Annotated in this window: 23 protein-coding genes; 9 read left to right on the plus strand and 14 right to left on the minus strand. The window is 69.8% G+C overall.

The window, feature by feature from the left end:
* Window positions 1-195: 195 nt before the first annotated feature.
* A complete protein-coding gene (locus O7542_RS22845) occupies window positions 196-3,012 on the plus strand; it encodes a LuxR family transcriptional regulator (RefSeq protein WP_082159318.1) in 2,817 nt (938 codons plus the stop codon).
* Window positions 3,013-3,646: 634 nt separating this feature from the next.
* On the opposite strand, the gene O7542_RS22850 is transcribed toward O7542_RS22845, so the two are convergent.
* Both O7542_RS22850 and O7542_RS22855 read right to left on the minus strand, forming a co-directional pair.
* Window positions 3,647-4,798, minus strand: coding sequence for a hypothetical protein (locus O7542_RS22850; protein WP_064448558.1), 1,152 nt, complete (start codon window positions 4,796-4,798; stop codon window positions 3,647-3,649).
* A 6-nt stretch (window positions 4,799-4,804) separates the two neighbouring features.
* Entirely contained in the window at window positions 4,805-5,116 is a 312-nt protein-coding gene (locus O7542_RS22855) for a hypothetical protein (RefSeq protein ID WP_231915649.1), read from the minus strand.
* Window positions 5,117-5,177: 61 nt separating this feature from the next.
* On the opposite strand from O7542_RS22855, the gene O7542_RS22860 reads away from it, so the two are divergent.
* The 4 genes from O7542_RS22860 to O7542_RS22875 all read left to right on the plus strand — a co-directional run bounded on the left by O7542_RS22860 (window position 5,178) and on the right by O7542_RS22875 (window position 7,474).
* On the plus strand, window positions 5,178-5,858 hold the full coding sequence (locus O7542_RS22860) for a hypothetical protein (protein WP_231915650.1): 681 nt from the start codon (window positions 5,178-5,180) through the stop codon (window positions 5,856-5,858).
* Window positions 5,855-6,163, plus strand: coding sequence for a helicase (end) (locus O7542_RS22865; protein ID WP_082931159.1), 309 nt, complete (start codon window positions 5,855-5,857; stop codon window positions 6,161-6,163). The genes O7542_RS22860 and O7542_RS22865 overlap by 4 nt, the downstream gene beginning before the upstream one ends.
* Window positions 6,164-6,257: 94 nt before the next feature.
* Window positions 6,258-6,824, plus strand: coding sequence for a hypothetical protein (locus O7542_RS22870; protein WP_064448560.1), 567 nt, complete (start codon window positions 6,258-6,260; stop codon window positions 6,822-6,824).
* Between the two features lie 2 nt (window positions 6,825-6,826).
* On the plus strand, window positions 6,827-7,474 hold the full coding sequence (locus O7542_RS22875; RefSeq protein WP_064448561.1) for a nucleotidyl transferase AbiEii/AbiGii toxin family protein: 648 nt from the start codon (window positions 6,827-6,829) through the stop codon (window positions 7,472-7,474).
* A gap of 830 nt (window positions 7,475-8,304) precedes the next feature.
* On the opposite strand, the gene O7542_RS22880 is transcribed toward O7542_RS22875, so the two are convergent.
* From O7542_RS22880 to O7542_RS22905, 6 genes are all read right to left on the minus strand, one after another.
* Entirely contained in the window at window positions 8,305-9,744 is a 1,440-nt protein-coding gene (locus O7542_RS22880; RefSeq protein WP_281605182.1) for an alpha/beta hydrolase, read from the minus strand.
* Window positions 9,745-10,084: 340 nt separating this feature from the next.
* Window positions 10,085-11,317, minus strand: coding sequence for a hypothetical protein (locus tag O7542_RS22885; protein ID WP_064448564.1), 1,233 nt, complete (start codon window positions 11,315-11,317; stop codon window positions 10,085-10,087).
* Window positions 11,304-11,897: a SigE family RNA polymerase sigma factor gene (locus O7542_RS22890; RefSeq protein ID WP_307189069.1), complete on the minus strand. Its 594-nt coding sequence runs from the start codon at window positions 11,895-11,897 to the stop codon at window positions 11,304-11,306. The genes O7542_RS22885 and O7542_RS22890 overlap by 14 nt, the downstream gene beginning before the upstream one ends.
* A gap of 351 nt (window positions 11,898-12,248) precedes the next feature.
* Complete coding sequence (locus O7542_RS22895) at window positions 12,249-12,530, minus strand: hypothetical protein (RefSeq protein ID WP_281605183.1); 282 nt, start codon at window positions 12,528-12,530, stop codon at window positions 12,249-12,251.
* A gap of 282 nt (window positions 12,531-12,812) precedes the next feature.
* A complete protein-coding gene (locus O7542_RS22900; RefSeq protein WP_016815249.1) occupies window positions 12,813-13,016 on the minus strand; it encodes a cold-shock protein in 204 nt (67 codons plus the stop codon).
* A 416-nt stretch (window positions 13,017-13,432) separates the two neighbouring features.
* Window positions 13,433-13,729, minus strand: a complete 297-nt coding sequence (locus O7542_RS22905) for a helix-turn-helix domain-containing protein (RefSeq protein WP_043326983.1) — start codon at window positions 13,727-13,729, stop codon at window positions 13,433-13,435.
* Between the two features lie 697 nt (window positions 13,730-14,426).
* Between O7542_RS22905 and O7542_RS22910 the strand changes: the two genes are divergently transcribed.
* A complete protein-coding gene (locus O7542_RS22910; RefSeq protein WP_208635354.1) occupies window positions 14,427-14,918 on the plus strand; it encodes a DinB family protein in 492 nt (163 codons plus the stop codon).
* 17 nt (window positions 14,919-14,935) lie between these two features.
* Here the strand turns inward: O7542_RS22910 and O7542_RS22915 are convergent, their stop codons facing one another.
* Window positions 14,936-15,505 (minus strand): nucleotidyltransferase family protein, encoded by a 570-nt coding sequence (locus tag O7542_RS22915; protein WP_281605184.1) that lies wholly within the window; start codon window positions 15,503-15,505, stop codon window positions 14,936-14,938.
* Window positions 15,506-15,519: 14 nt separating this feature from the next.
* Window positions 15,520-16,140 (minus strand): TetR/AcrR family transcriptional regulator, encoded by a 621-nt coding sequence (locus tag O7542_RS22920; RefSeq protein WP_113972105.1) that lies wholly within the window; start codon window positions 16,138-16,140, stop codon window positions 15,520-15,522.
* A 111-nt stretch (window positions 16,141-16,251) separates the two neighbouring features.
* Here O7542_RS22920 and O7542_RS22925 point away from each other — a divergent pair, with 111 nt between their 5' ends.
* Both O7542_RS22925 and O7542_RS22930 read left to right on the plus strand, forming a co-directional pair.
* Window positions 16,252-16,938, plus strand: coding sequence for an SDR family NAD(P)-dependent oxidoreductase (locus O7542_RS22925; RefSeq protein WP_113972106.1), 687 nt, complete (start codon window positions 16,252-16,254; stop codon window positions 16,936-16,938).
* Between the two features lie 28 nt (window positions 16,939-16,966).
* Window positions 16,967-17,620 carry an NAD(P)-binding domain-containing protein gene (locus O7542_RS22930; RefSeq protein ID WP_281605185.1) on the plus strand — a complete coding sequence of 218 codons (654 nt, stop codon included), beginning with the start codon at window positions 16,967-16,969 and terminating at the stop codon, window positions 17,618-17,620.
* A gap of 9 nt (window positions 17,621-17,629) precedes the next feature.
* Here the strand turns inward: O7542_RS22930 and O7542_RS22935 are convergent, their stop codons facing one another.
* Window positions 17,630-17,827 (minus strand): hypothetical protein, encoded by a 198-nt coding sequence (locus tag O7542_RS22935; protein WP_104115843.1) that lies wholly within the window; start codon window positions 17,825-17,827, stop codon window positions 17,630-17,632.
* Window positions 17,828-18,022: 195 nt separating this feature from the next.
* On the minus strand, window positions 18,023-19,408 hold the full coding sequence (locus tag O7542_RS22940; RefSeq protein ID WP_281605186.1) for a glycoside hydrolase family 6 protein: 1,386 nt from the start codon (window positions 19,406-19,408) through the stop codon (window positions 18,023-18,025).
* A gap of 154 nt (window positions 19,409-19,562) precedes the next feature.
* Between O7542_RS22940 and O7542_RS22945 the strand changes: the two genes are divergently transcribed.
* A complete protein-coding gene (locus O7542_RS22945; RefSeq protein ID WP_210869093.1) occupies window positions 19,563-20,831 on the plus strand; it encodes a GAF domain-containing protein in 1,269 nt (422 codons plus the stop codon).
* A gap of 5 nt (window positions 20,832-20,836) precedes the next feature.
* On the opposite strand, the gene O7542_RS22950 is transcribed toward O7542_RS22945, so the two are convergent.
* Both O7542_RS22950 and O7542_RS22955 read right to left on the minus strand, forming a co-directional pair.
* The gene (locus O7542_RS22950) at window positions 20,837-21,904 is read right to left on the minus strand and encodes a DUF2855 family protein (protein WP_281605187.1); all 1,068 of its coding nucleotides are present in this window, start codon (window positions 21,902-21,904) and stop codon (window positions 20,837-20,839) included.
* 94 nt (window positions 21,905-21,998) lie between these two features.
* Window positions 21,999-24,131, minus strand: coding sequence for a radical SAM protein (locus O7542_RS22955; protein WP_166455772.1), 2,133 nt, complete (start codon window positions 24,129-24,131; stop codon window positions 21,999-22,001).

The following is a 24,131-nucleotide window of genomic DNA, read 5'->3' on the forward strand; positions in this document are numbered from 1 at the left end:
CAGTTCTTCGATACATCGCAATCCTCCCGCCGAGATGGGTTGAGGGGTGTGGCAGCAGGGCCCGTGTTGATGGGATCTCCGGCAACCGGTGACAGCTCGGCTTTGGCGATGACACTAGGAACGGCGGAGGCTGGCCGAAATCAGGGCAACCCCTTGCTCTGGTGCGCGAAGGACCGTCGGGCGCACTATGATCCGGTGCCAGATTCTGCGACGGCAGTGAATGCGCATCAGGGGGCCACCGGCACCATGCTGCCGGTGGTACCGGGCGTCGTGCGCGGCGCCCGTCGGGTGGTGCTGTTCGGTCCGCCCGGGATCGGCAAGACCGCTGCGGCCGGTGTACTCGGGCAGCAGCTGGGCATGCCTGTCCTAAGGCTGGCTCCGAGCCCACAGGACGCCCAGGTCCCCTACACCGGACTGCTCGAACTCGCACTGGCCCTCCAACCGCTGCCGGCCGCGCGGGAACTCGCGACCGGAATCGACAAGGCCGTCGGAGTGCCGGGCTCTGCCGATCCCGCCGGGACCGCTCTACGGCTGCGCCGGTTGACCGCCACCCTGCTGCTGGACACCCCGCCTCTGACACTGGTGGTGGACAACGCCCAGTGGCTGGATACGGCCAGCGCGGCCGTCTTGCGTTGGGCACTGCGCCTGGCTCCCGACCTTCCCGTCATAGCCGCAGAGCGAATCTGGCGCCCGGGGAGCGAAGGCCACTGGTGCGGCGAGGACCCCTGTGCGGTACGCATCCCGGCGCTGACACCCGATCAGGTCGCAACCCTGCTGTCGCCGTACCGGCTAACCCCCTACGAGGTCACGCAGACCCACATCCGCAGCGGAGGGAACCCGGCCCTAGCCCTCGCATTCGCCGGGGCCCGCAGCCGCGCCACCGACCTGCCGGCCGCTCAGGGTCTCGTAGACGACCTGGTCCTGCCGCCGGCCGCCCGCCGACTGGTGAACGAATGGCTGGGCACTGTGTCGGCCGAAGTTCAGGAACTGTTGACGGTCGCCGCACTCGACGACCGGCCCGACCGCGAACTGCTGAGCCGCCTCGCCGGCCCGCCCGCCGAAAACCTTCTCGCAGAGGCCGAGGCAGCCGGACTGATCAACATCGGGCAGGTCGACGGGAAGATCCGGTTCGCCGCCGCCGCGATCGGTGCCGAACTCGCGGCCCGACCGCCGGTCGCCACACGCAGGCTCCTGCACGCCCGCCTGGCCGAAGCCAGCCGCGACAGCATCCGCCGCGACCGTCACACCACGCTGGCGGCCGACACCAACGACCCGCAGTCGGCCGACTGCGCCGACCGCGCCGCCGCCCGCGCCCGGCTGCGCGGAGAACCCGCACTAGCGGCCGAGCTCTCCCTGCTCGCCGCCGAACGTACCCCGGAGACCGACGCCGACCTGCTCACCGAACGGGCGCTGACCGCCGTACGCGACGCCGCCCACAACGGCGACCTGCCCCGCGGCCAGGCTGCCGTCCGCCTCGTCCTGAACCACGACAGCAGCCCCGCCAACCGCGTCAACGCCCTCATCGCCCTGATCGACTCAGGCGGACAGCACCTGTACAACGGCGACAAGCTGTTCGCCGACGCACTTCACGAAGCGGCCGGACATCCGGACCTGACCGCGCAGATCCTCGTCCGCCAGGCGATCTGGGCCAACGTCAACGGCGATCCCGACCGGGCGTGCGCCCAGGCTGCCCGGGCCGCCAGCCTCGCCCGGAGCGCTGGCGACACCGCCACCACCGCCATGGCCCTCACGATGCAGGCCCGCATCCAACGCATCCTCGGCCGCCCCCAAGCCGAGACCACGCTCGGCCACGCCCTGTCCCTGCCACGCAGCACTCACATCCCCGTCAACGCCAGGCCCGAACAGCTCTCCGCCCGGCACGCCATCTTCGACGACCGTCTGGACGAAGCCCGCAGCGCACTGCTGCCTCTGCTCGTCGAAGCCGAGCGGACCGGAGACGCCGAAGCCACCGTGGATGTCCTGCGCAGCCTCGCCGAAGTCGAGATCCGCGCCGGACGGTGCGGACTGGCCCTCGACTACGCCGGCCGCGCCCTGTCGCTTACCGACAGAGCCGCCTTGGACCCCGCACCAACGTGCTACACCTCCGCCCTGGTCGAGGGCACCGCCTCGTGCACCGACTCCGCCCTCGCTCACGCACGCCGCGGGGCGGACACCTCCCGCCGGGAGGACAACAAAGTCTTCCTCTCCCGAAACCTCTTCGTCCTCGGACATCTTCTCCTGGTCACCGGGCGTCCGAAAGAAGCCCTGGAGGCGCTGGAAGAGGTCCGTACGCTTGAGAAGCGCCAGCAGGTCCGCGACCCGTCCGTCCTGCGCTGGCACGCCGACCTCGCCCAAGCCCTCATCTCCCTCGGCTACCTCGACCAAGCCCGCAAACTGCTGACCGATACCCGTCGCACCGCGACTGATCTAGATAGAAGCTGCGTCCTCCCCGTGCTCGACCGCTCCCAGGCACTCCTGGAAGCCACCCTGGGCAACTACGATGCGGCCGCCGACCTCCTCACCGCAGCAGCCGACCACCTCCGCCACCTGCCCATCGAACACGGTCGAACCCTCCTGGCCCTCAGCCACACCGAACGACGCGGACGCCGACGCGCCAGCGCCCGCACCGCGGCGCAGAGCGCCGCCGACCTCTTCAGCACGCACCAGGCACACCCCTGGATCGAAGCCGCCACCCGCACCCTCCACCAACTGGAGCCCGTCCCCGCGCACAGCAGTACGCTCCCCTGCCTCACCTCCGCCGAACAGCGCTGCGTCGAGCTCGCCGCCAGCGGAGCGACCAACCGCGACATCGCCACCGCCCTCACCATCAGTGTCAAAACAGTCGAAGCAAACCTCACCCGCGTCTACCGGAAGCTCGGCATCCACTCACGCGTCCAACTCGCGCACCTTGCAGCCCTGACGGCAGCGCCGGCAGAAGCCCTGCAGCCCGGCCTGGCGCATCAGCCTGGCAACGCGTTTGCGCCCACTTCCGACTCCGGTGCCCAGGCGTAACTCGGCGTGCGGCGTAAAGGAGCGGGTTGGGCGAGGATCGCACGTGCTTCCCCGGACAGCATCCTCGCTACGTCAAGTCGCAAAATGCCGTGACGAGGATTTAGAATCGAGAAAGTTGACACAAAAAGCAACAGAGGCGGCCGGTTTGCTACTGTAACCGCCAGCAACGGAGCGCAGCAGCTATCCAATGCGACCAACAAACAGAGGTAATGAACGGCTGAATCGCAGGCAGTCGGCCTACCGACATGCATAGATGACGGTCTTAGGAAACCGATGCTCTATCCCCTGAGCTACGAGGGCGCGAGGGCACAGTCTAGCGACCTGGGGTTCACCTGGGGTGGCAGGGAGTGGCCCCCGTTCACCCACGTTCCCCGGACCGCCGTTCTCCCAGCCCAGGAGCACACCTGAGCACACGAACCCCGGTTTGCGGCCGGCGGTCGGCCATGGTGACCCTCGTTGGCACCGGTCCACCCCGGTCGGCATCCGCTGGAGGAGTCTCCAGGTGACTCTGGTTGATCTTGGCGGGCAGGATGAAGTGGCCGGCGTCGACTGTCTGGGGCGTCACGCTGACACGCCGCACCGGCCCTCCACGATCCTTGCCACACCTTGGCGACGGTCAGCGAAGAACCATGCGTCAGGTGTCGAGGCCTGCGAGGTTGAGGCGTTCGAGCAAACTGGGCTTGCGGGCATGCGCCGCCCGGAGCTCGGCCAGCCGGTGCTGGAACGACGAACTGTCCCAGTCGCGTTCGCTGAGTTCGCGCAGGTCGATGAGGAGTTGCACGGCGGTGTCGTACTCGCGGGGTTTCTTGGTGGCGATGAGCTCGTCGACTCGCTGCCAGGCGGCGGGTTGGTCGACTGCGAGGGTGTCGAGGTGCCGTTGCCGGGCTGCTGCGGCGGACCGTTCGCGGCGGATCCGGTCGCGTTCGCGTTGCTCAGCGTCCCGTCGTTCCCGTTCGGCGCGCAACCCCGCGGCGGTGGAGAGCAGTTCCCCGGCGGTACGGGCGGCTGCCGGGGTGGGCGTATCAGTGCGGTGTGCGTCGCGGTAGCGGCGCAGCAGTCGGTTGCGCAGGTGGCTGTCGCCGCCGGTGATCAGGTCGGTCAGGATGGCGTCCTTGTCCCGAGCGGGCAGCCCGACGACCCAGGTGCGTAGTTGCGCAGCGGTCGGTTCGCCGGAGGTGGCCGGCGGCGGTCCGGCCGCCGCGGCCGCGATCAGGTCGGGGTCGATGCGTAGGAACTCGGCGACGGCGGTGAGGGACGCGTCGAGGGTCCCCAGCCGGGCGGGGACGGGCGGTTCAGGCTCGTCGTCGGCGATCTCGGCGGACTGTACGCAGCGCAGCCAGGCCAGGTACAGCAGGCGCAGGTCGCCGGCGGCGAGGCGGGCCCGGACCGGGATGACGGAGGCGAGGAGGCCGTGGCCGTCGAGGTCCCACTCGTCGGTGCCGTCCTCGTCCTCGTCGTGCAGGTCGATGATGACGTGCTTGCCGGTGGTCCACGCGGATGCGCTGTCCCCTTGGCAGTACTGGGAGACGGTGGCGGGGTCGAGCACGTGTTTCGGTAGCCGCAGCATGAGCTGGCGGGTGCCCCAGTTCGTCAGGTACAGGTGCGCGTCGAAGTACCGCTCCATCAGCGTGCGCGGGTCGCCCTTGAAGTCGCCCCACTCGTAGGTGTTGACGAAGCTGGTGGCGGTGATGTCGGCCCGGGTCGACAGCGACCGAAGCTCGGCCCGCTCCCGGCCGGTGAGGGGCCGGTCGACGGCGGTGAACTCGTAGTACTGGTACTCGCTCACCGTGGCCTACCGTCCGGCCCAGTGCCGGTAGGCGTCGATCCACGCGGCGCCGTCCGGCGCGGGGGTGAGCAACGGCAGGTCGAGGAGATCGATCCTCTGCCGGTGGCGACCTCGGGCGCAGACCGCGACGATGTTGTCCGCCGCCAGCTCGGCCTTCCGTACGGTGGCCTCGACGCCGAGGACGGTGGTGGTGAACGGCACCGCCAGATGCTCCTCGATCATGGTGAACAGGCCGGCGCGCTCGTCCTCATGACCGTCCGTGTCGGCGGTGGCTTCCTCGATCATCGCCTCCAGCGCGGCGTTGTCCTTCGATGCCATCGGCGGAGGATAGCGGACCGGTGCCGGGATGTTCGACGCCCGATGCGCGAGGATGGTCGGCATGGGTTCGGTGGCCGAGTTCGTCGATCTTCGGCGGGAGGTGGAGCGGTTACGGGCAGAGAACGCCCGACTGGGACGTCTGCTGGAGCTGCGCGGCCAGGACACGACTGCGGCGCCGGAGCAGTTGTCCGCGCCGGTTGAGCCGCCAGGGCTGGTCACCATGGCTTCGCCGACTCGGGACAAGCTGGCGTTGTTCGCCGACCGGTTCCGGGCCCGGGCCGACGTGTACGCCGTGCGGTGGGACAACGCCCGTACCGGCGCTGCCGGGTGGATGCCCGCAGTCGCCGGTGGCTGGCGTAAGGGTATGGACCGGCGCGGTGCCACCTACCTGCCCCGCACGACGGAGGTCGTCGCGGCGCATCTGGTCGGCGACGTGTTCATGGGCCTATACCCGCTGATGCCCGGCAACACCTGCCACTTCGTCGTGGCCGACTTCGACGGGCCGACGGCGATGCTCGACGCCCTCGCGTACGTGAAGGCGGCGCGAGCCAGCGCGGTGCCGGCCGCGTTGGAGGTCTCCCAGTCAGGCCGTGGTGCCCACGTGTGGGTCTTCTTCACCGGTGCTGTTGCCGCGGCCACCGCGCGGGCCGTCGGCACGGTCCTGCTGCGGGAGGCGATGGTGCTGCGCGGGTCGATGGACCTCCGCTCGTACGACCGGCGCTTGTGCTCCAAGGCGCGATGAGCACCCGCGAACGGCGGACAGTCGTTGACCGGCTCGACGGCGCCAAGGCCGGCCTGCTCGTCATCGGCACCACGCCGTTCATCGGTGAGGGCTTCGACGCCCCCGCCCTCGACACCCTCTTCCTCGCCGGCCCGATCTCCTACGACGGCCTACTCGTCCAATGCGCCGGCCGCGTCATCCGCGCCGCGCCCGGCAAGGACCTCGCCGAGGTCCACGACTACCACGACCCGGCCACTCCCATCCTCGCCGCCTCACTCCCACGCCGCATGCCCGGATACCGGGCCCTCGGCTTCACCAGAACATGAGTACATCCCCTCGCGATCATCATGACTGGTCCGCCGGCTTCCGAAGAATGACGTACGCCAAGCGTGCTGGGCCTAGCCTGGTAGGCTAAAGGCCATGGGCCGGTTCTCCGAGGATGAGCTGCAGGCGGTTGTCTCCCGGTATGAGGCGACGCGGGCCGCCGCGCTGACCGAGCGGGACGAGCAGCTGCGGGCGTTTCACGCGGCCGGATGGCGGCCGGTGGATCTGCAGCGCGTCACCGGGTACAGCCGGGAGACGATCCGTCAGGCGCTACGACCGGAAGTCCGGCGGGCGACGAACCTCAGCCGGCGCAGGATGTCACCCCAGCCGCCAGCGGACTACCAGCCCTACGGCGACCGGAAGCCCTACGTGGTGGCCGAAACCCTCGCCGATCTGCACGGCCCGACCGACGGCTCCGTGACGCTTCCGCGTCACCTCGACTGGTCCGGGCATGCCGAGTACGACCTGAACCGGCCCGCACGCCTGGCCAGCATGTACAAGGTGGTGCTCACCGAAGCCAGCACCGTCGAGGACCTGCACACCTGGCTCGATGCCGACCTCCTCCGGCGGCTCTGGCCCACTCTCTGGCTGCCATCCCAGCTCCGCCAACGCTGGGAGGACGCCTTCCCCGAACTCGCCGCCACACGCAGCAACGCGGCATAGCGGTGGACCCCTTCCACGAACGCCTCGCCCGTACCGGGCTCGCGGCGGCCGACCGATACGGCTTCGCGCTGGCCGGCGGTTACGCGGTCCAGGCCGCTGGGCTCCTGGAGCGGCCCAGCGAGGACGTCGACCTGTTCACCGCCTGGGACCGCCGCGACGAATTCACCGCCGCAGTCGCCGCCGTCGTACACGCCTACCGAGACGACGGCCTCACCGTCGAGACCGAGCGGCAGTACGACACCTTCGCCCGGCTCACAGTCACCGATGGCGCGCGGGTTTCCAAGGTCGAACTCGGCGTGGACTGGCGCGCCAACGAACCGATCCTCATGGCGATCGGACCCGTCCTCCACCCCGACGACGCGGTCGCGAACAAGATGAGCGCCCTCTACGGACGAGCGTTCGCCCGCGACTTCATCGACATCGACGCCACGCTCCGATCCGGCCGCTACACCCGCGACGCCCTCCTCGCCCTCGCGCAGCGCGCCGACCGTGGGTTCGACCCGCGCATCTTCGCCGACGCCCTCGCACAAGCCACCCAGCTCGATCCCGACGACTTCGCCCAGTACGGCGTCACCGGCCCAGCGCTGGACGATCTCTTAAGCCGATTCGCGGAGTGGCGCCGCGAACTGCTCGACTACGAGGAAGGGTGACTCGGCTTCCGACTCACGGCAACGTTGAGCCTGCACCCGCAGTACCCACACGTTCACCTACGTTCCTCGGACCGTCGTTCGCCCAGCCCAGGACCACCCGCGGAGCACACGAACCCCGGGTTGCGACCGGCGGTCGGTCGCGGTGACCCGCGTCGGCACCGGTTGACCCGGGTTGGCATCCGCTTGAGAAGTCTCCATGTGACTTCAATTGATCTCGGCGGGCAGGGTGGGCCGGCTGGCGCGGATGGGGTTGCGTCGGCGGCGAGCAGCCTGGTTCAGGCTGCGGCGCGGATCACCGTGCCGGTCGAGTGAATTCTTGGGGTCGCGGATGAGTGCCCGGACAACGTCAACGCGCGTCGCCGGGCGAGAGCGAGGATGGCTTGCCGATGGTTTCTTTCCTTGCTCGCGCGGTCCGCCCATCAACACCGAGAGATCGGAGTGTGCAATCGCCGAAATGCCCGGCCCGTTGGGTTGTCCCGCGACCGGCCGGGCTGGCTGCGCGACCGGCAGCCTGGCCGATGGCGGTTACCGCATCGGACTCGAGGCCCGGGACACCGTCACCGGCCAGATCCTCGGCCGGGCCGACGTTACGCACGGGCGGGAACAGCGGGCCCACACCACCTCAAGGTGATCAACCAGCGCGCGTACTCCGGCGGTATCTACCGTGGCGCGGGCGCAAAGTGCGCTGGGCACGGCGACCTCCAGGTCGCCGTGCCCGCGGGTCTGCGCGCCGTGGAACAGATCCACCACCTGGCCAGCCGTGACGTACCACGGAACTGCGGAGGCGTTCGGCCAGAACGGCGCGGATGTCAAGCCCTCACGCGTCGACATCAGGAGGGCTCACGACCACCAGCCTGAAGCGGACGAGGGATCCGGCCGGACAAGAGAGTCGTCTGCTCGTCGAGGGACGGGCGGTCGCCCTCTCCCACCCGCGCCGAACCATCCGTCGGAACCTCGGGGATCGGCGTACCCTCGCACTCCGCTCCCCGTTTCGGCAGCTTTCCGTTCAGCAGGTAGTCGTCGATGGCGGCGTCGACGCAGGCGTTGGTGCCGTGGACGACGTGGTAGCCATCGCGGGGAACGCTGAGGAGCCGGTGCCCGAGCAGGTCCGCCATCGCCCGACCGCCCTCGTACGGCGTCTGCGGGTCGAACTCCTCCTGCACGACCAGCCCTGTCGGGTAGCCGCTGCGGCGCAGCTTCACCAGCGGCTCGACACGCTCCACCGAGCCGAAGGTGCACTCACGCGGAGAAACCGCCGAAGCACCCCAGCCGTATGGGAAGTGCTCGGAGAAGTAGCGCATGTCCGCGTAGTACACCTTGAGGTCGGCGGGCCATTCGGCCTCGCAGTTGACTGCCTCCCAGACGCCATTGCTGGTCGGCGGCGGGTCGGCCTGGATCTCTTGCTGAAGAGCCAACGCCCGGCCCAGGTCACCCGGCACGTCCGAGGGTGTCTCGACCTGCTGACGCAGCCGGCTCGCCGTCGCTGCGAAGAAGTCCCAGTACGCCACCTCGTTGGTGGCCCCGATGAGGCCGTCGAACTCGGTGCCGTCGTACACGAAATCACCCTGGTCGATCGGGCGTTGCTCCAGCTTCGCCCGGGTCCGTTCGATCGTGGCGCGCACCTGCGACCGGGTGGTTCCCAGCCCGTAGATTCCGTTGCGCTCGGCCACCCACGTCATCCAGGCGTCGGCGGTCCTACGTTGGGCGATTGCCTGTTGCTTCCACGCCTCCCGCCATATCCATTGCGGGTGGATCGCGGAGTCCAGGACGTTGCGGTTCAGTCGCTTCGGAAAAAGCGTGCCGTAGACGGCCGTCACGTACGTGCCGTAGGACTTCCCCATCAGGTTCAGCTGACGCTCACCCAGGACCGCGCGGACGATGTCGAGATCTCTGGCGTTGTTGGCGGTGGTGAAGTAGGGACGCCGGGCACCGTCCGCGCGTTCGCATTGCTGATCACGCCTGCGGAACTCCTCGGTGTACGCCCGCATCTGCGCGTCGGTGAAGCGCGTCCTGCCGGACAACTGCACGCTCGTGCCCTCGCACAGCAGAGGCTGTGACTGCCCGACACCGCGCGGGTTGTACCCGATGATGTCGTACCGCGTTGACAGCGCCTCGTACGCCGGGTCCTCCGGCGCGTAGATTCCCTGCCCGCCCGGCCCGCCGGGGACCTCGACCAGTACGCCGAGCCGGTTCGGCTGATCGCTCGCCAGGCGCCGGGAGAGCTCGACGGCCTCCCGGGGACCGTCCGGTCGCCGGTAGTCCAACGGCACCCGCACAGTCGTGCATTCCACCGCCGGGGACGCGCTCCCGGCACGGGGAAGCGCGGACGCCGAAGCATCCGGTGACCGCCTCGGTGGCACCGGCGGGCGGGGGCAGGGTCCCCACGCAGGACGCTGCGCGTAGAACTCCGCCAGTCCGACCGGCACCGCGTCGGACTTCGGCGCGGTGTTCGCCTCGGCGAGAGGCACCACCTGTACGCACAGAGCCGCTGTTGCCGTGGCAATCAGACCGGCCTTTGCTCTGCGTCTCATCCCAAGCCTTCATTCTTCGCGACAGGAGCCGCTGAAGCGGCCCTGCGGAACAGCACCGTCGTGGTGCCGGCGCTGGCCGTCATGGCCGCAGGGCGGTCGCGGCCGGAGTCCAGGTCGACTCGTCCTCGACGTCGGCGACCGTGATCCCCTTGGCGATCTTCTCCAGCTCGACCCGCGGCAGCGTGTTACCGGCACCATCGGGGCTGACCTCGACTACGACTGCGCCGTCGGCGCTCCGGAACTGGCACCAGATGTCGACCTGCGGGCCGTCCCACCCGGGCCGGTCGGGTACGTCGTAGCACTTCGTCACACCGGGCTCCGGCGTCTGGTTCGCGCTGCTGCTCGGGATGACCGAGATGTGGAACCCGTCTTTGATGCCACCCTCGCTCGCCTCGTACGGTGCGGTCAGCCCGGTGGTGGGCGCGGCGGACCTGGTGTACGTCGCGCCGCCGTAGTCGCCGCCGCGGGCCGCGGCGATGCCGCCGAGGCCCGCCGTGGCGTGGGTGCCGATCTGCAACGGCACGTAACCGTCCGGCAGGTAGCCCACCGTGAAGGGCACCAGGGCCGGCGTCGGCCTGCTGGGCTTCAGGCCTTCGACCAGGCCGCCCAGCTCCTCGAAGCTCGGCGTTGCCTTGTCGCCGGAGTACGACGTGACAGCCGCCCAGGCGTTGTCGGCGTACTCCCAGGCGAAGAGCTTGTTGCCGCCATCCACCGGGCGTTGCGGGTCAAGGCCGACCGGCAGCGTCGCCTGCACGGCCCTGCGCCCGGCCACGGTGACGTTCGCGCCGTCCTTGATCCCGGCCGGGTCGAAGGCACCGGGCCGGTAGACGGTCAGGTACGCCAAGAGGGCCGGCTTCCCGTTTTCCTTGTTCCGCAAGAACGCGTCGCCCTGCTCCTCCACCTCCTGGCGGGTCATGGGCTTGTCGTTCGAGGTGTGACCGTCGGAGTAGACGGGAGCGATCTGGTACGCGGTGGACGCGACGATCGGGTCCTGCACATGCAGCGTGCCGGCGTCGTACCCGGTGAAGGTGAAGGTGAACGACGCGGCGTCGGGCCACTCGGCCCCGGCCGGCTCGGACGCCGCCGCACCGGCCACGAACGGCGCGGCCGGGGGGCTCTGCTGCGCACCCAGAGCCGGTACCACGAACGCACCGGCGACCACGGCCACGACGAGGCCCGCCGCGCCGGCTGACGCGAATCCGGCCCGACGGCGGCGCTGCGCCCGCCGCCCTGCCGTGATGATGTCGTCGACGGTGCGGGACATCGGCGGCTCATCGCCCGTTACCGCGTCCACGAGATCATGCAACCGCATGGGTCCACTCCTTTATCGATGGTCCGTTGAGATCGGTACGGTCGCCGCCGAGTGACTCGCGCAGCTTCGCCAGGCCACGGGACACCTGACTCTTGGCCGTGCCCACCGTGCAGTTCAGGACGCTGGCGGTGTCCTCCAGGCTCAGATCCAGGTAGTGCCGGAGCACGACCGCGGCTCGCTGCCGGGGTGGCACCGAGTCGAGCGCCGCCCGCAGGCGCATCCGCTCGTCGCTCGCACCGGCGGGGTCGCGCAGCGCGATGTCCGGCATGGCGTCACCGGCCGACCGCTCGCGCCGCCACGGCCGACGGGTCTCGTCGACCGCGGCCCGGTAGACCATGGTCTTGACGTAGAGATCGGGCCGGTCCAGCTTCCGCCAGCGGGGATAGAGTTTGACCAGAGCATTGGCCACGGCGTCCTCCGCCGCGTGCCAGTCGCCGCAGGTCACGTACGCCAGCTTGCGCAGTGACGCCATTTCTGACGTCACGAACTCGCGGAATGCTTGCTCGTCTTCGGCTATCAAGTGCGCTGCCTCCTCGTGACGGAGGTAGAACGGAACCGCCCACCCGGAAAGTTGCACCACTCGAAGAAGTTGGCGGATCGACAGGATGATCGAGCGGGTTCTACGGTCGCGCCGACGCGCTCTGAAGAGAGCATCGTCGCGGTCGAGCAGGTGGTGGTACCGGGCACTCCGAGGACCGAGAGGGCGTGGTCTGCTGATCTTCAGCACCGGGCGCGAGGTGCCGGTTCGGGGTCCGGCCGACAGCGCTGGTTCAGTGGCTCCGAACGCCTGGCTGGTGAGCTGGAAGATCAGCTCGTGGTCGGCGGACAGAGCAAGGTGCGCACTCTCCTGGGACGATCCTGCCCTCGTCGCTGCGTCGGCGCAGATCGATCGCGTCGAGCTGAGATGTAGCGGCGGCCGTGCGGCGTACGATCAGAATGGCGCGGGTCCGCGGCCTGCCAGTGACATCAATACCTGCGTGGCGAGTAGCTTGCGTATGCGGGTGACAGCGACTGTCCCCACCCGATCGTAGGGCAACTCCAATTGCAGCCCCTGGTCTGCGTTGCGAAGGTCTGCCGTGATCTCGTCTGGACGGAACGTGCCGCCCCAGCCGTTGAGTCCTCCGCGCTGGTTGGTGCTGAGGGAAGCCATGCCGGAGATGCAGGCGCCGTCGGCCAGGATCAGCCTCGCAGGACCGGAGTAGGTCGTCGTCATAGTCATCAACCCTTCAGAATGTAGCGCCGTGCACCCCGGGCCCTGGCTGTCTGACAGTCATGAGGAAAGGCGTCGAGTCCGGCCATGGTGAGCTCCAACTGGACCGCGACCGTACGTGCCTCGACCGTCAGGGCGGCGGCGGAGCGGTATTCGGCTCGTGAGGGATAAGGGTCGATACTCTGCCGACCTTCTGCCGATCAGACGATTCTCGTGATGCCGTGGCCATGAGACGCCGAACGGCGGCCCGCTGAACCAGTCGGGCCGCCGTTCAGAAAGTGTGGATCAGAGCGGGCGGATGTTCTCCGCCTGCGGGCCCTTCTGGCCCTGGGTGATGTCGAACTCCACCTTCTGATTCTCGTCGAGGCTGCGGAAGCCGCTCGCCGAGATCGCGGAGAAGTGGGCGAAGACATCGGCGCCGCCGCCGTCCGGGCTGATGAAGCCGAAGCCCTTGTCGGCGTTGAACCACTTCACGGTGCCTGTAGCCATGTCTGCTCCTTCGCAGGCTGTTAGAGACCGCACGGTGCGGACCCTTACGCCGCCGCGTTGATCACCCGCGTCGAACCGACACGAAAAACGAAAAGCGCCTGGATGGGTTTCAGATGCCCCATCAGGCGCCGGAAAACGTCTACGGAAATCAAAACTGCAACCCGGCCACCGTAGCACATGATCCGTCGTTGAGCCGATGGCGACGAGTGGGTCCCCACGGAGCTTGCTTCCCTGCGGAGGCGTGCCCGGATCCACGCCGTGCTCGGCCACCGGCGGCCGACAGCCGCCTCGACCGCCGGTTACGAACAGCAACATCCCGGCCGATGGCCGGGATACGAAGAGGCGCGCAAGCAGGAGTACGTGCTACCAGGACCGAGCCGGGAAGCGGGCCGGCCAGTCTGCCGCCGTGGCCCGCGCTACTGCTTCTCGTTCTGCCGCAGGGCTTCCTCGAGCTGGTCTTCCAGGATGATGATCCGACAGGCGGCTTCCAGCGCCGTGCCCTGATCCACCATCTCGCGGGCCCGGGCGGCCAGGCGCAACTGGTAGCGGGAGTAGCGGCGGTGCCCGCCGGCAGAGCGGTGCGGGTTAATCAGTTTCGCCTCGTCCAGGCGGCGCAGGAAGTCCTGCGTGGTGCCGAGCATCTCTGCGGCCTGACCGATGGTGTAGGCCGGAGTGTTCTCGTCGCCGAACATGTCATCGGGGTTTCGCCCCATGTCACCTCCACATCGAGGGCCCCGGCGCATAAGCGCCGGGGCCCAGGGTTAACGGGTCAGAACACCATCTACCGACAGGAAAGTCGGCTTGTCGTATCCGCACCAGCCATCGAAGGCTTCGGGTGCGAGGATCGCATATGCGTGACCGGAGACCACCTCTCGTTCGATGGAAACTGCGGTGTCCGCCGAGCCTGGAATGACGGCTGCTGGCGGGCGATCCAACGGTGTACGGCCCTCCCTTTCCTCTGCTACTTCTCACCCTTGCGGTCGTACGGTCCGCCGGCGCCGGAGCCCACGCGACTTCATGGCCCCGACACGTGCGGCGAACATCAGCTGGAGCCCTGAGCAAGCCTTGGCCCCACCTGCGTGCCCCATCGCGCATCACGCGTTGAGGCTGACGTGCTCCTACTGCCGTTCCAGGCGGAACGAATTCCGCTTCTCACCGTCCGTCGTGACCTCACGGCCGGGCGGCCCCGTCTGCGTCTTGACGGATCTTCTCTCTCGACTCGAAGAAGATTATTCCACGCCGCCGAGGATGTCTAGTCGTTCCGACCCAGATTTTCTGGTCGACGCCGTCAGGGTCAGCGGTGTGTCCCAGCAGGCACGTGCGGGCCGCGCCGGCGGCTGAGCCCACCGCGCACCTCATCGGAGATCACAACCCGCCGGAAGTGTCGGCGTCGGTCGCTAGCCTGCCGGCGTGACGAAGATCGATGCAGAGAAGGCCGCGCTGTGCGACTTCCTCGGATATCAGCGAGCCAGCGTCCGAGCCATCCTGGCTGATCTGGACCCGACCGCGCTGCGGACGTCTGTCCTGCCCTCCGGATGGTCGCCGCTCGGCCTGGTGGAGCACCTCGGTCACGCGGAGCGCCACTGGTTCCAGGAGGTCTTTCGCGGTTCGGTGGAGCCACTGCCCTGGCCGGACGAGAACACACCGCTGCGCACGTCTCGATCGCCGGACCAGGTCTTCGACTTCTATCGCGACCAGTGCCGGATCTCGGACGCGATCATCGCCGCGGCGCCGTTGACGGCGGAACCAATCGGCCGGCACCCGGAGGAGCCGCTGGCGTCGCAGACCATTGACCTGCGTCGGATTGTTCTGCACGTCATCGAGGAGACCGCCCGACATGCCGGCCACCTGGATGTCGTGCGCGAACTCATCGACGGGCGAACCGGGCTGGGCCCGCGCTGAGCCGGGCGAGCACCGGCTCAGGTCACGACGCGGACGCCGGGCCAGCGTTCGGCGGGGCGGTGACGGGCCAGTCGTTGCCGGGAGACCTCCGGGCTGACCCTGGTCGGGTTGCGTCGCCACACGCCGTCGAGCAGGTCGTCGAGGCCGTGCGGCGCACACACCGCGATCTCGTCGTACGTGTCGAGGCGTACGGCCACGGCGGTGGAGTACTCGGGCCAGGTGGCGACCGCGTCGGCGACGGTGCGCAGCGGGTTCACCGGGCCACCGCCGAACTTGGCGGGATACCAGGTGTGCACGGCGGCCTGGTTCTTCGCCTCCCACGGCGGATCCGACCATCCCGCCACCAGTCGCCGGGTGGCCCGGTCGTCGTTGTCACGACTCAGGTCCGCCGGGTCGAGGAAGACCACGTCGACGTCGCGCACCGACGAGGGGTCGAACCCGTGGCCGTACCGCTCGCCCCAAACGAGGTCGCGGATGACGCCCGCGCCGATCCAGGCGTCCGGGAGGCCGCAGTCCCGAACGACGCCCAGCGCCCGGATCAGCCAAGGGCTGCGCCGCACCAGGCCCCGCAGTTCGTCCTCCCGCATCGGTTCTCCTGAGATCAGGCGGGGGTCGCCGGGCCGGGTACGAGGTTGAGCACCCGCAGCGCGACGTCGACCGAGGCCTGGAGGTCTTCGCGGCTCGCGCCGGCTGCGGCGTGCACGGCGTGGCCCTCGCTGAGCGCCATCACGAACCGGGCGAGCGCCCGGCTGTCGACGCCTTCCGGGAGGTCGCCTTCCTTCGCCGCGCGGGACAGCCGTTCCTCCAGAGCTGTCTCGGTGGCGGCCCGGCCGGCGGCCAGCATCTCGGAGATGCGGGTGTTCTCCGGGGAACAGGAGAGCCCTCCCTGGATGGAGAGGCAGCCGGCGGGGTGGTCGTCGGCGGTGAGCGCGTCGGCGCTGGTGCGCAGGAAGCTCTCCACGGCGGCGTACGCGGTGGGTTGTTCTAGTGCGGCGCGGGCGTTGGCCAGGTTGGTCTCGTGGTAGCGGGCGAAGGCACGCCGGAACAGCTCCTCCTTGCTGCCGAAGGTGGCGTACAGGCTCGGCCGGTTGATGCCCATGGCGCTGGTGAGGGAGCTGAGCGACGCGCCTTCGTAACCGTGCCGCCAGAAGACCTCGGCGGCCCGGTCGAGGACCGTCTGCTCGTCGAAGGCTCGCGGCCGTCCCGGTGTCGAAGTGCCCATGCACCTACTCTACCGCTCGGTACAGAAGTGACGCAGCGCATCAACCGATCGGTACAGAACCTTGCTACGGTGACGTCACAACCGATCAGTACAAAAGACCGAGGGAGACGCATGACCGTCACGTTGATCACCGGCGCGAACAAGGGCATCGGTTTCGCGACCGCCGGGCAGCTTCGGGACCTGGGGCACATCGTCTACGTCGGGGCGCGCGACAAGCGCAAGGGCGAGGAGGCGGCAGCGACGCTCGGCGCGCGGTTCCTGCACCTGGACGTGACCGACGACGCCTCGGTGACCGAGGCCCTGTCGACCATCGACGCGGCCCACGGCCGGCTCGACGTCCTGGTCAACAACGCGGGCATCGTCGAGAGCGGCCCCGTCGACGGACCCACCGCGCTGCGGGTGTTCGACACCAACGTGGTCGGGATCATCCGGGTCACCGAGGCGGCACTGCCCCTGCTGCGCAGATCCGCCAACCCCACCGTGGTCACGGTGTCGAGCAGCGCGGGCTCCTTCTGGGCGACGAACAACCCGGACCGGCCGGAGTTCGATCTGGGGTTCCCGCTCTACTCGGCGTCCAAGGCTGCCGCCACCATGATCACCGTCAAGTACGCCCGGTCCCAGCCGGGCATCAAGTTCAACGCGGTCGAGCCGGGCTTCACCGCCACCGACATGACCGCCGCGCTCGGCGGTGGCAGGTCACCGGCCGAGAGCGCCCGGATCGTCGTACGTCTGGCGACGCTGCCCACGGACGGCCCGACCGGGACGCTCCAGGACGAGTTCGGGCACCTGAACTGGTAGCCGCAGCCGACAGCCGGGAGGGGAACCCATGACAACCATCGGCATCATCGGCGCGGGCGAGGTCGGCAGCCAGATCGCACGGGCGGCGATCGCGGCCGGGTACTCGGTCGTCATCGCCAACTCGCGCGGGCCCGAGACGTTGGCGGCCCTCGTCACCGAGCTGGGTCCGTCGGCGCGGGCGGCGTACGCCAGGGAGGCCGCGGCGGCGGGCGACTTCGCCGTCGTCGCCGTACCTCTGAAGGTCGTCAACGACATGCCGGCCGAGGAACTCGCGGGCAAGATCGTCCTGGACACGAACAACTACATGGTCTGGCGTGACGGGCACATCCCGGTCCTCGACTCGGGCGAGAAGACGGTCCACGAGCTACGCCAGGAACAGCTTCCCGCGTCGAAGGTCGCCAAGGCGTTCACCCACATCCAGGCGCCCCGCCTGCTCACCTCCGCCCGGCCCGCGGGCGCCCCTGACCGGCTGGCGCTCTCCGTCTCCAGCAACTTCCCGGAGGCGGTTGCTCTGGTGACGCGGCTGTACGACCAGTTCGGTTTCGACACCGTGGACAACAGCCCGCTGAGCGAGTCGTGGCGCACCGGCCCGGGTCAGCCCGCGTGGATCCGGCACGCGCACCAGAACCGCGAGGAGCTGGCCCTCAACCTGAGGAGAGCGCGGCGACTCGCGCAGCCGTGACTCTCGGCGTCAGCGCCGCGTGCGCTCACCGGCCCGCTCGCGGGCGGGCTCCTCCGCGGCGAACGGGCTGCGCAGGCGGGTCATGGAGGCGGCGCTGATGTCCGCGGCCGGACTGCGCTCCTCGTCGGTGGCCTTGCCCCCCTCGATGCTGAAGGGGTTCAGGGCGAACGTCTTGTCGGGCACGTCGTGCTCCAAGGGAATCTGCACGGCAGCACTCGACTCAGTCGTCGCGGCTGGGAAACCGTGGGAAGGGCAGGGGGTCGGCGATCAGCCGTCGACATCCCGCATCGACAGCCTAACCCCCGTCGGCCGCCTGGGCGAGCCACGTCGACCAGGAGCACGCGGACGGGCCCGGCGCGGAGGAACGTACCTCCGTGCCGGGCCCGCAGGCGTCGTGCGGGGTCAGGCGGCGCAGGTGGCCGTCGAGCCCTGACCGGTGCCGGTGCCCTGGAAGCCGAAGTTGGTCGTCTGCCCGGCGCCGACCTGTCCGTTGTAGCCGACGTTCGTGAACCGGACGGTGCCGCTGGTGCCGCTGGCCTGGGCGTTCCAGGTGCCGGTGATCGCCGCGCCGCCGGGCAGCGCGACGGTCACGGTCCAGCCGTTGATGCTCGCCGAGCCGGCGGTGACGTTCACGCTCGCGGTGAAGCCGCCGTTCCACTGGTTGATCGCGACCGAGGCGGAGCAGCCGTTACCGGCCGGCGGCGGCGTGGTCGGGGGCGCCGTGGTCGGCGGGGCGGTCGTCGGCGGCGCGGTGGTGGGCGGAGCAGTGGTCGGCGGGTTGGTCGTCGGCGGCGCGGTGGTGGGCGGGTTGGGCGCGCCGTTGGCCAGGCTGAAGGCCAGGTCCGGCTGGAACGAACCGGCCGTGTAGCGGCAGCCGTCCGCCTCACCCGGCGGCTTCACCCAAAGGTACGCATCGATGTTGGCGTCGCCGGTGTTCGTCGTGGGGTACTGCCCGATGCGCCGGTCGGTGTTGTCGTCGGCGCACCAGTCCCCGGCCGCTCCGCCGTTGCGGCTGGTGTCGATGACCTGCCGCTTGCCGGAGATGCCCATGCCGTTGAGGGCGGAGATGACGGCCCGGCCGAAGTTCGCCTCGCTGGACGTGGGGTTGAAGTTCGACACGTTGGTGAAGAAGCCGTCGGCGTACTGCACGCCGGCCGCGCGGAGCCGGTTGGCCGTGTCGTTCGCGCTGTTCCAGGTGGAGTGGCCGCCGTCGAGGTACACCTTGGCGTTGGGGTTGCCCGACTTGATGGTCTGGGTCGCCGTGGTGAGCGCCTGGTTGCGGGCGTTCAGCTCGCTGGTGCTCAGGCAGGTCTGCAGGGCCAGCGAGTCGGTCTCCAGGATGATCAGGACCGTCTGGTTGCCGAGCCCGCGGGCGAAGTTGGACACCCAGGTCTGGTACTGGTTGAGGTCCGGCGCGCCACCGGCGCTGGCGCCGCCGCAGTCGCGGTTGGTGATCTCGTACACCGACAGCACCGGGATCTGCTGCGCCGAGTTGGCGGCGCCGATGAACGCGGAGACCTCGGACTGGATGGTCGACGGGTTGAAGTTGGCGTACCAGCGGGCCTGCGGCTGGCTGGCGATCTTGTCGCGGATGACGGCGGCGCGGGAGTCGCCCGGGTTGGCGGCGACCCAGCGGACGACTGCCGAGGACGGGTCGCGGTAGAGCGATCCGGACACGGTGCCGGCGGACGCGCCGCCGACGGCGAGGCCGACGCCGGCGGCGGCGAGACCCGCTACGGCCGCCACGCTGATGGCCGCTGACCTGCGGCGGGCGGAGAGGATAGCCACGACGTGTTTCCTCCTGATCACATCGACGTATCTAAGTTCGTGGGAGCGTTCCCACGACGGTAACGGAGGCGGACGTCGATGCCAAGATGTGAACGTCGGTCACTGACCCGTAATCTTGCGACGGTCGACGAAGCGGCGGGGAGGAAGACCAGGCATGACGGCGCTACCAGGCCAGGACCTGCCCAGGCCGGCGGACGAGGATCTGCGGACGCTGTTCGGCAAGTCCATCGCCGTCTTCGCGGCGCTCGCCGGGCCGACGCACGTGGTGGAGGCGGCGAATCCGGCATTCTTCGCCGCCATCGGTGAGGAACGCGCACGTACCGGAGTTCCGCTCGCCGAGTTGATGCCGGAACTGGACGGCCAGGGCTTCATCGCCCTGCTGGACGAGGTCTACCGGACGGGCGAGTCCTACACCGGTCACGACGCCCGGATCATGCTGGGCACCGGCTCGCAAGCGCGGGAGGCGTTCTTCGACTTCACCTACGAGGCGCGCCGCGACCCCGCCGGCACGGTGACCGGGATCCGCGTGATCGGGGTGGAGACCACGCAGGTCAAGCACGCGCAACGGCTGATGGCCGAGCACCGCGCCATGCTGGAGCAGATCGCCCGGCAGGCGCCCCTGACCGAGGTGCTCGACGGGATGGCCCGCTGCATCGAGAACCTCGCGCCGCAGGAGGTGCTCGTCTCCGTCCTGCTCGCCGACGCCGACGGCCGGCACCTGCGCCACGGCGCCGCGCCCAGCCTGCCCGACTTCTACAACGAGGCCATCGACGGGATCGCCACCGGTGAGGGCGTCGGATCGTGCGGCACCGCCGCGCACCGGCGGGAGCCGGTCGTCGTCACCGACATCGCCACCGACCCGTTCTGGGCCGACTTCCGCGATCTGGCCGAGCGGGCCGGACTCGCCGCCTGCTGGTCCACGCCGATCCTGGCCCGCGACGGCAGCCTGCTCGGCACGTTCGCCATGTACCACCGCACCCCGCGCGTCCCGCGGGACACCGATCTGGCCCTCGCCCGGGTCTTCACCGGCACCGCCGCCCTGGCCATCGAACGTCACCACATCGAACAGGCGAAGTCCGAAGCGGACGCCCGTGCGCGAGCCGCCCACGACGAGCTGGCCCGGGTGGTGCGGGCGGAGCGGGAGCTACGGGCCGAGGCGGAACAGCGCGCCGCCGCGGCGGCGGAACTCACCGCCCGGCTGCGCGCCGCCGCCGCCGCGCAGGCCGCCACTCCCCGCCCCGAGCGGTGTCAGCTCGGCGGCAGCGACGGCTGCGCCGCGCCCGCCGAGATCAAGGTCGCCGACTCGTGGGGCGACTCGGCGTGGGGCTGCCCGGTGCACGTCGAGGAAGCCGTCATCAACGTCCGTTCGGTCTTCATCGCCAACGAGGAGCTCGGCGGCCTGTCCGCCTACCTCGACCGCTGACGCTCTCAGAGCTGCACGACGTGGCCCACCCGGGGCGGCGTACGGCCGGCGAGGACGTCGAGCCAGGCGTCCCGCAGCGCCTCCGGACCGGCGCCGGCCCGCACGTCGAGCCATCCGCTCACCACCTGCGAGAACCGCTGCCAGGCGTCGGCGAACCGGGCGTCGAGGCCGTCGCGGCCCCAGTCCCGGCTGCGCTTGCGCATCTGGACCGGCGCGAAGAAGACCTCCTCGGCGGCGTCGGCGTTCGGCGTCTGCCGGGTCAGGCCGACGGCGATGTCCCGGACGAGCCGGTCGCCGAGGTGGGCCCGCAGGGCGGCCCGGTGCGCGGGCGCGCCGGACAGGTCGAGGTAGACGGTCGGCACGACGTCGAGCGCCGCGATGTCGTCGTACGCGAGGACATCGTCGTAGCAGCCGAGCGACCTGGTGAAGGCGAGGTTGCCGGGTGAGGTGAGCCCGATCAGGCGATGGCCGCGGCCGTGCAGCTCGAACGCGGCGGCGTACGCCGTCTTGCTCGACGCCGACGACAGCACAAGCGATTCCGCGGCGTACCAGTCGTTGTCGACGACCTGGTCGGCGAGCATGAACGAGGTGAAGAACAGCGGCCGGAACAGGATCAGCAGGTCCTCCTGCTCCGCCCGGTACGCGGGGTCGCCGGTGGTCGACCGGTAGGAGTTGTACGGCGAGGGCAGCCCGGCCCGGTGGGGGCTGGCGTCCCGGAAGCCGGTCCCGTCCACCCGCTCCGGGCGTACCACCAGGTGGCCGGCGGGCGGCAGGTAGCCGTAGACCCGCACGCCCGGCTCAACTCCTGACACTGTGGATGCAACCACCTCAGCGAAGCCCCACAGCGGCGGCAGTCCCCACCGCCGGTCGAGCCCGCGCGGCTCGGGCGGGAAGAACTCCCAGTAACGCATCGCCTCGCCGAGCACCGCGTACGTCACGTTGTTGGCGGTCAGGCCGACCCGGTCCACGCGCAGCAGCGCCTCCCCGTCGGCGAGGGCGGGCGCCGCGCCGTCGGCGAGCGTGGTGCGGGCGAGGTCGTCACGGGCCACAGCGAACGTCCACGAGTCAGCCATGGCCTGACGCTAGGCAGCAGCGAAACCGGAAACAAGTGCACTGGGAGTGCAAAATCCCACTCGGCGGGGTGCGCCGGCCCGACCGGCGCTCGGGTCACCGCGTCGGCCGGGCCGGGGCCGGGAGCTGGTGCCGGCGGATCAGCCGCTGCCCGATGAACGTGCGCCAGACCCGGTCGGCGACCGCCGGTTCGACGATCCAGAGCCGACGCTGCGCCTCGGCGAGCGTGAGCGGCGTGCTGAACAGGTCCAGGAACAGACGGCTGCTGCGGTTGAGCGCGAACACCTGGCCGTCGGTGCGGCGGAACAGGTGCCGGTTCGCCGGCAGGTCGCCGGGGACGCCCTCCTGCTCGTCGGACCGGATCCGCCGGTACGCGTCCCAGACCTGCTCGTCGTCGCGGTCCACGAACGCGCCGTTGGCGAGGAACTCGGTCCGGTCGTCGGTGTCGTGCCGCACCCGGTCGTGGGCGAGCACACCACGTACCGCGGTGCCGTACCGGTCGTGGTAGAAGAACGTGTGCGGGGTGTCGGTGCTGCCCAGCCAGGGACGGTGGAAGTGTCCCGGGTTGAGGTCGGCCTTGGCCCGGGCGACCTCGGCCTGCGCCGCCTCGGTCACCGGCTCGTCGTACCGGAGCATCCGGACGATGTCCGAACCCTCCACCGGCCGTACGTTCGTGATGCCGAACCGGTCCGGCTCCTTGGCGACGATGGCGCCCGGGGTCAGCATGAAGTCGCCGAGCCCGCCGAGGGTCCACAGGTCGGGGTTGTCGCGCAGGAACGCGATGCTGTCCAGCGCCTCCTCGCGGGTCTCGGTGGGAAAGCCGGTGAAGCCCATCATCTGCACGCCGATGTTGGCCTTCGTCATCGCGGTCATGGTGCGCCGTACCTGCTCCGGTCTGGTGCCCTTGTCGATCAGGTCGAGGATGCGCTGGTTGCCGGACTCGAAACCGACCGACACGGCCACGCATCCGCTGCGCCGCAGCAGCTCGCAGCGCTCGTCCGACCAGTACTTCTCCAGCCGGATCTCGGCGCCCCAGCGGAAGTCGAGCCCGCGCTCCACGACCTGCTCGGCGAAGCGCAGGATGGTCGCGGGAGCGAGCACGTCCACGGAGAAGTAGATGAACTTGGCGAACTTCGACAGCTCGGTGACGTCCGTGATCATCTTGCCGACCGTGTCCTGCCGCCACGGGCTCGTCGGGCCGTCGGTGTTCAGGCCGTAGTCGCAGAACGTGCACTTGTTCCAGTAGCAGCCGCGGGTCGGCGAGTAGTAGACGAACCGTTCCGGGCTGAGGTAGAGGTCCCAGGGCAGACCGGAGAAGTCCGGGACCGGCACCTGCGCCAGACGCTCGTAGCGCAGGGGCAGCTGGCGCTGGCGGCCGTACTTGGGGTGCAGGCGGACGTTGGGGTGCCCGGCCGGCAGGGTGCCGGCCGCCACCGCGTCCAGGATCTCCGTGTACGCGCTCTCCCCCTCCCCGACCACGATCGCGTCGAAGTCGGCGAGCACCTGGAAGACGTACTCGGGTCTGCTGGCGCACTTCCAGACGTCGGAGATCTCCGTGCCGCCCGCGACGAGGAAGACGCCCGGGCAGGCCCGGCGGACGAGCCGGGCGATCCAGAGCGCGAACGGAAGCTGCCACTGATAGGTGGCGCTGATCCCGATCACCTGGTGGCCACCAGCGGCCAGCCGCGGGATCAGCACGTCCTCGTAGTACGGCTGGAAGGGCTTGTTGAGCCGGCCGAGCAGCGCCTCGTCGGTCAGCGCGGCCACCGAGCCGATCGAGATCATCGGCGGTGGCTGCAGCCGGAAGCCGGCGCGGAACTGCCCGGGGAACCCGACCGCGCCGAGCGCGTCCATCCAGGAGATCACGCCTTCGACCGCGTCCTGGTAGTGCCGGTAGTCGTAGAACAGGTTCGGATCCTGCAACACCCCGATCGACCGGCGCAGCCGCTCCGGATCGGGGTCGGGCAGGCCGAGGTGGTTCGCCCGGGCCATCAGCGCGTCCGGGCCGCTGAGGTCGTCGGTCGAGGACCGGGACAGCTCCCGTCGCAGCCACTCGTACGCCGACGGCGTGTACGAGTGGTGGAACGCCTCGATGTTGGCGTCGATGATCTCCGCCGGCCGGTGCCCCTGTGCCCGGGCGTACGAGTCGAGGTAGTTCAGGGAGTGGTACCCCGAGGTGGGGTCGGTCAGCGGGGGGTAGACCAGTGCCGCCTTCACCGTTCCGCTCAT

Source organism: Micromonospora sp. WMMC264 (assembly GCF_027497275.1).
Lineage (GTDB): Bacteria > Actinomycetota > Actinomycetes > Mycobacteriales > Micromonosporaceae > Micromonospora > Micromonospora chalcea.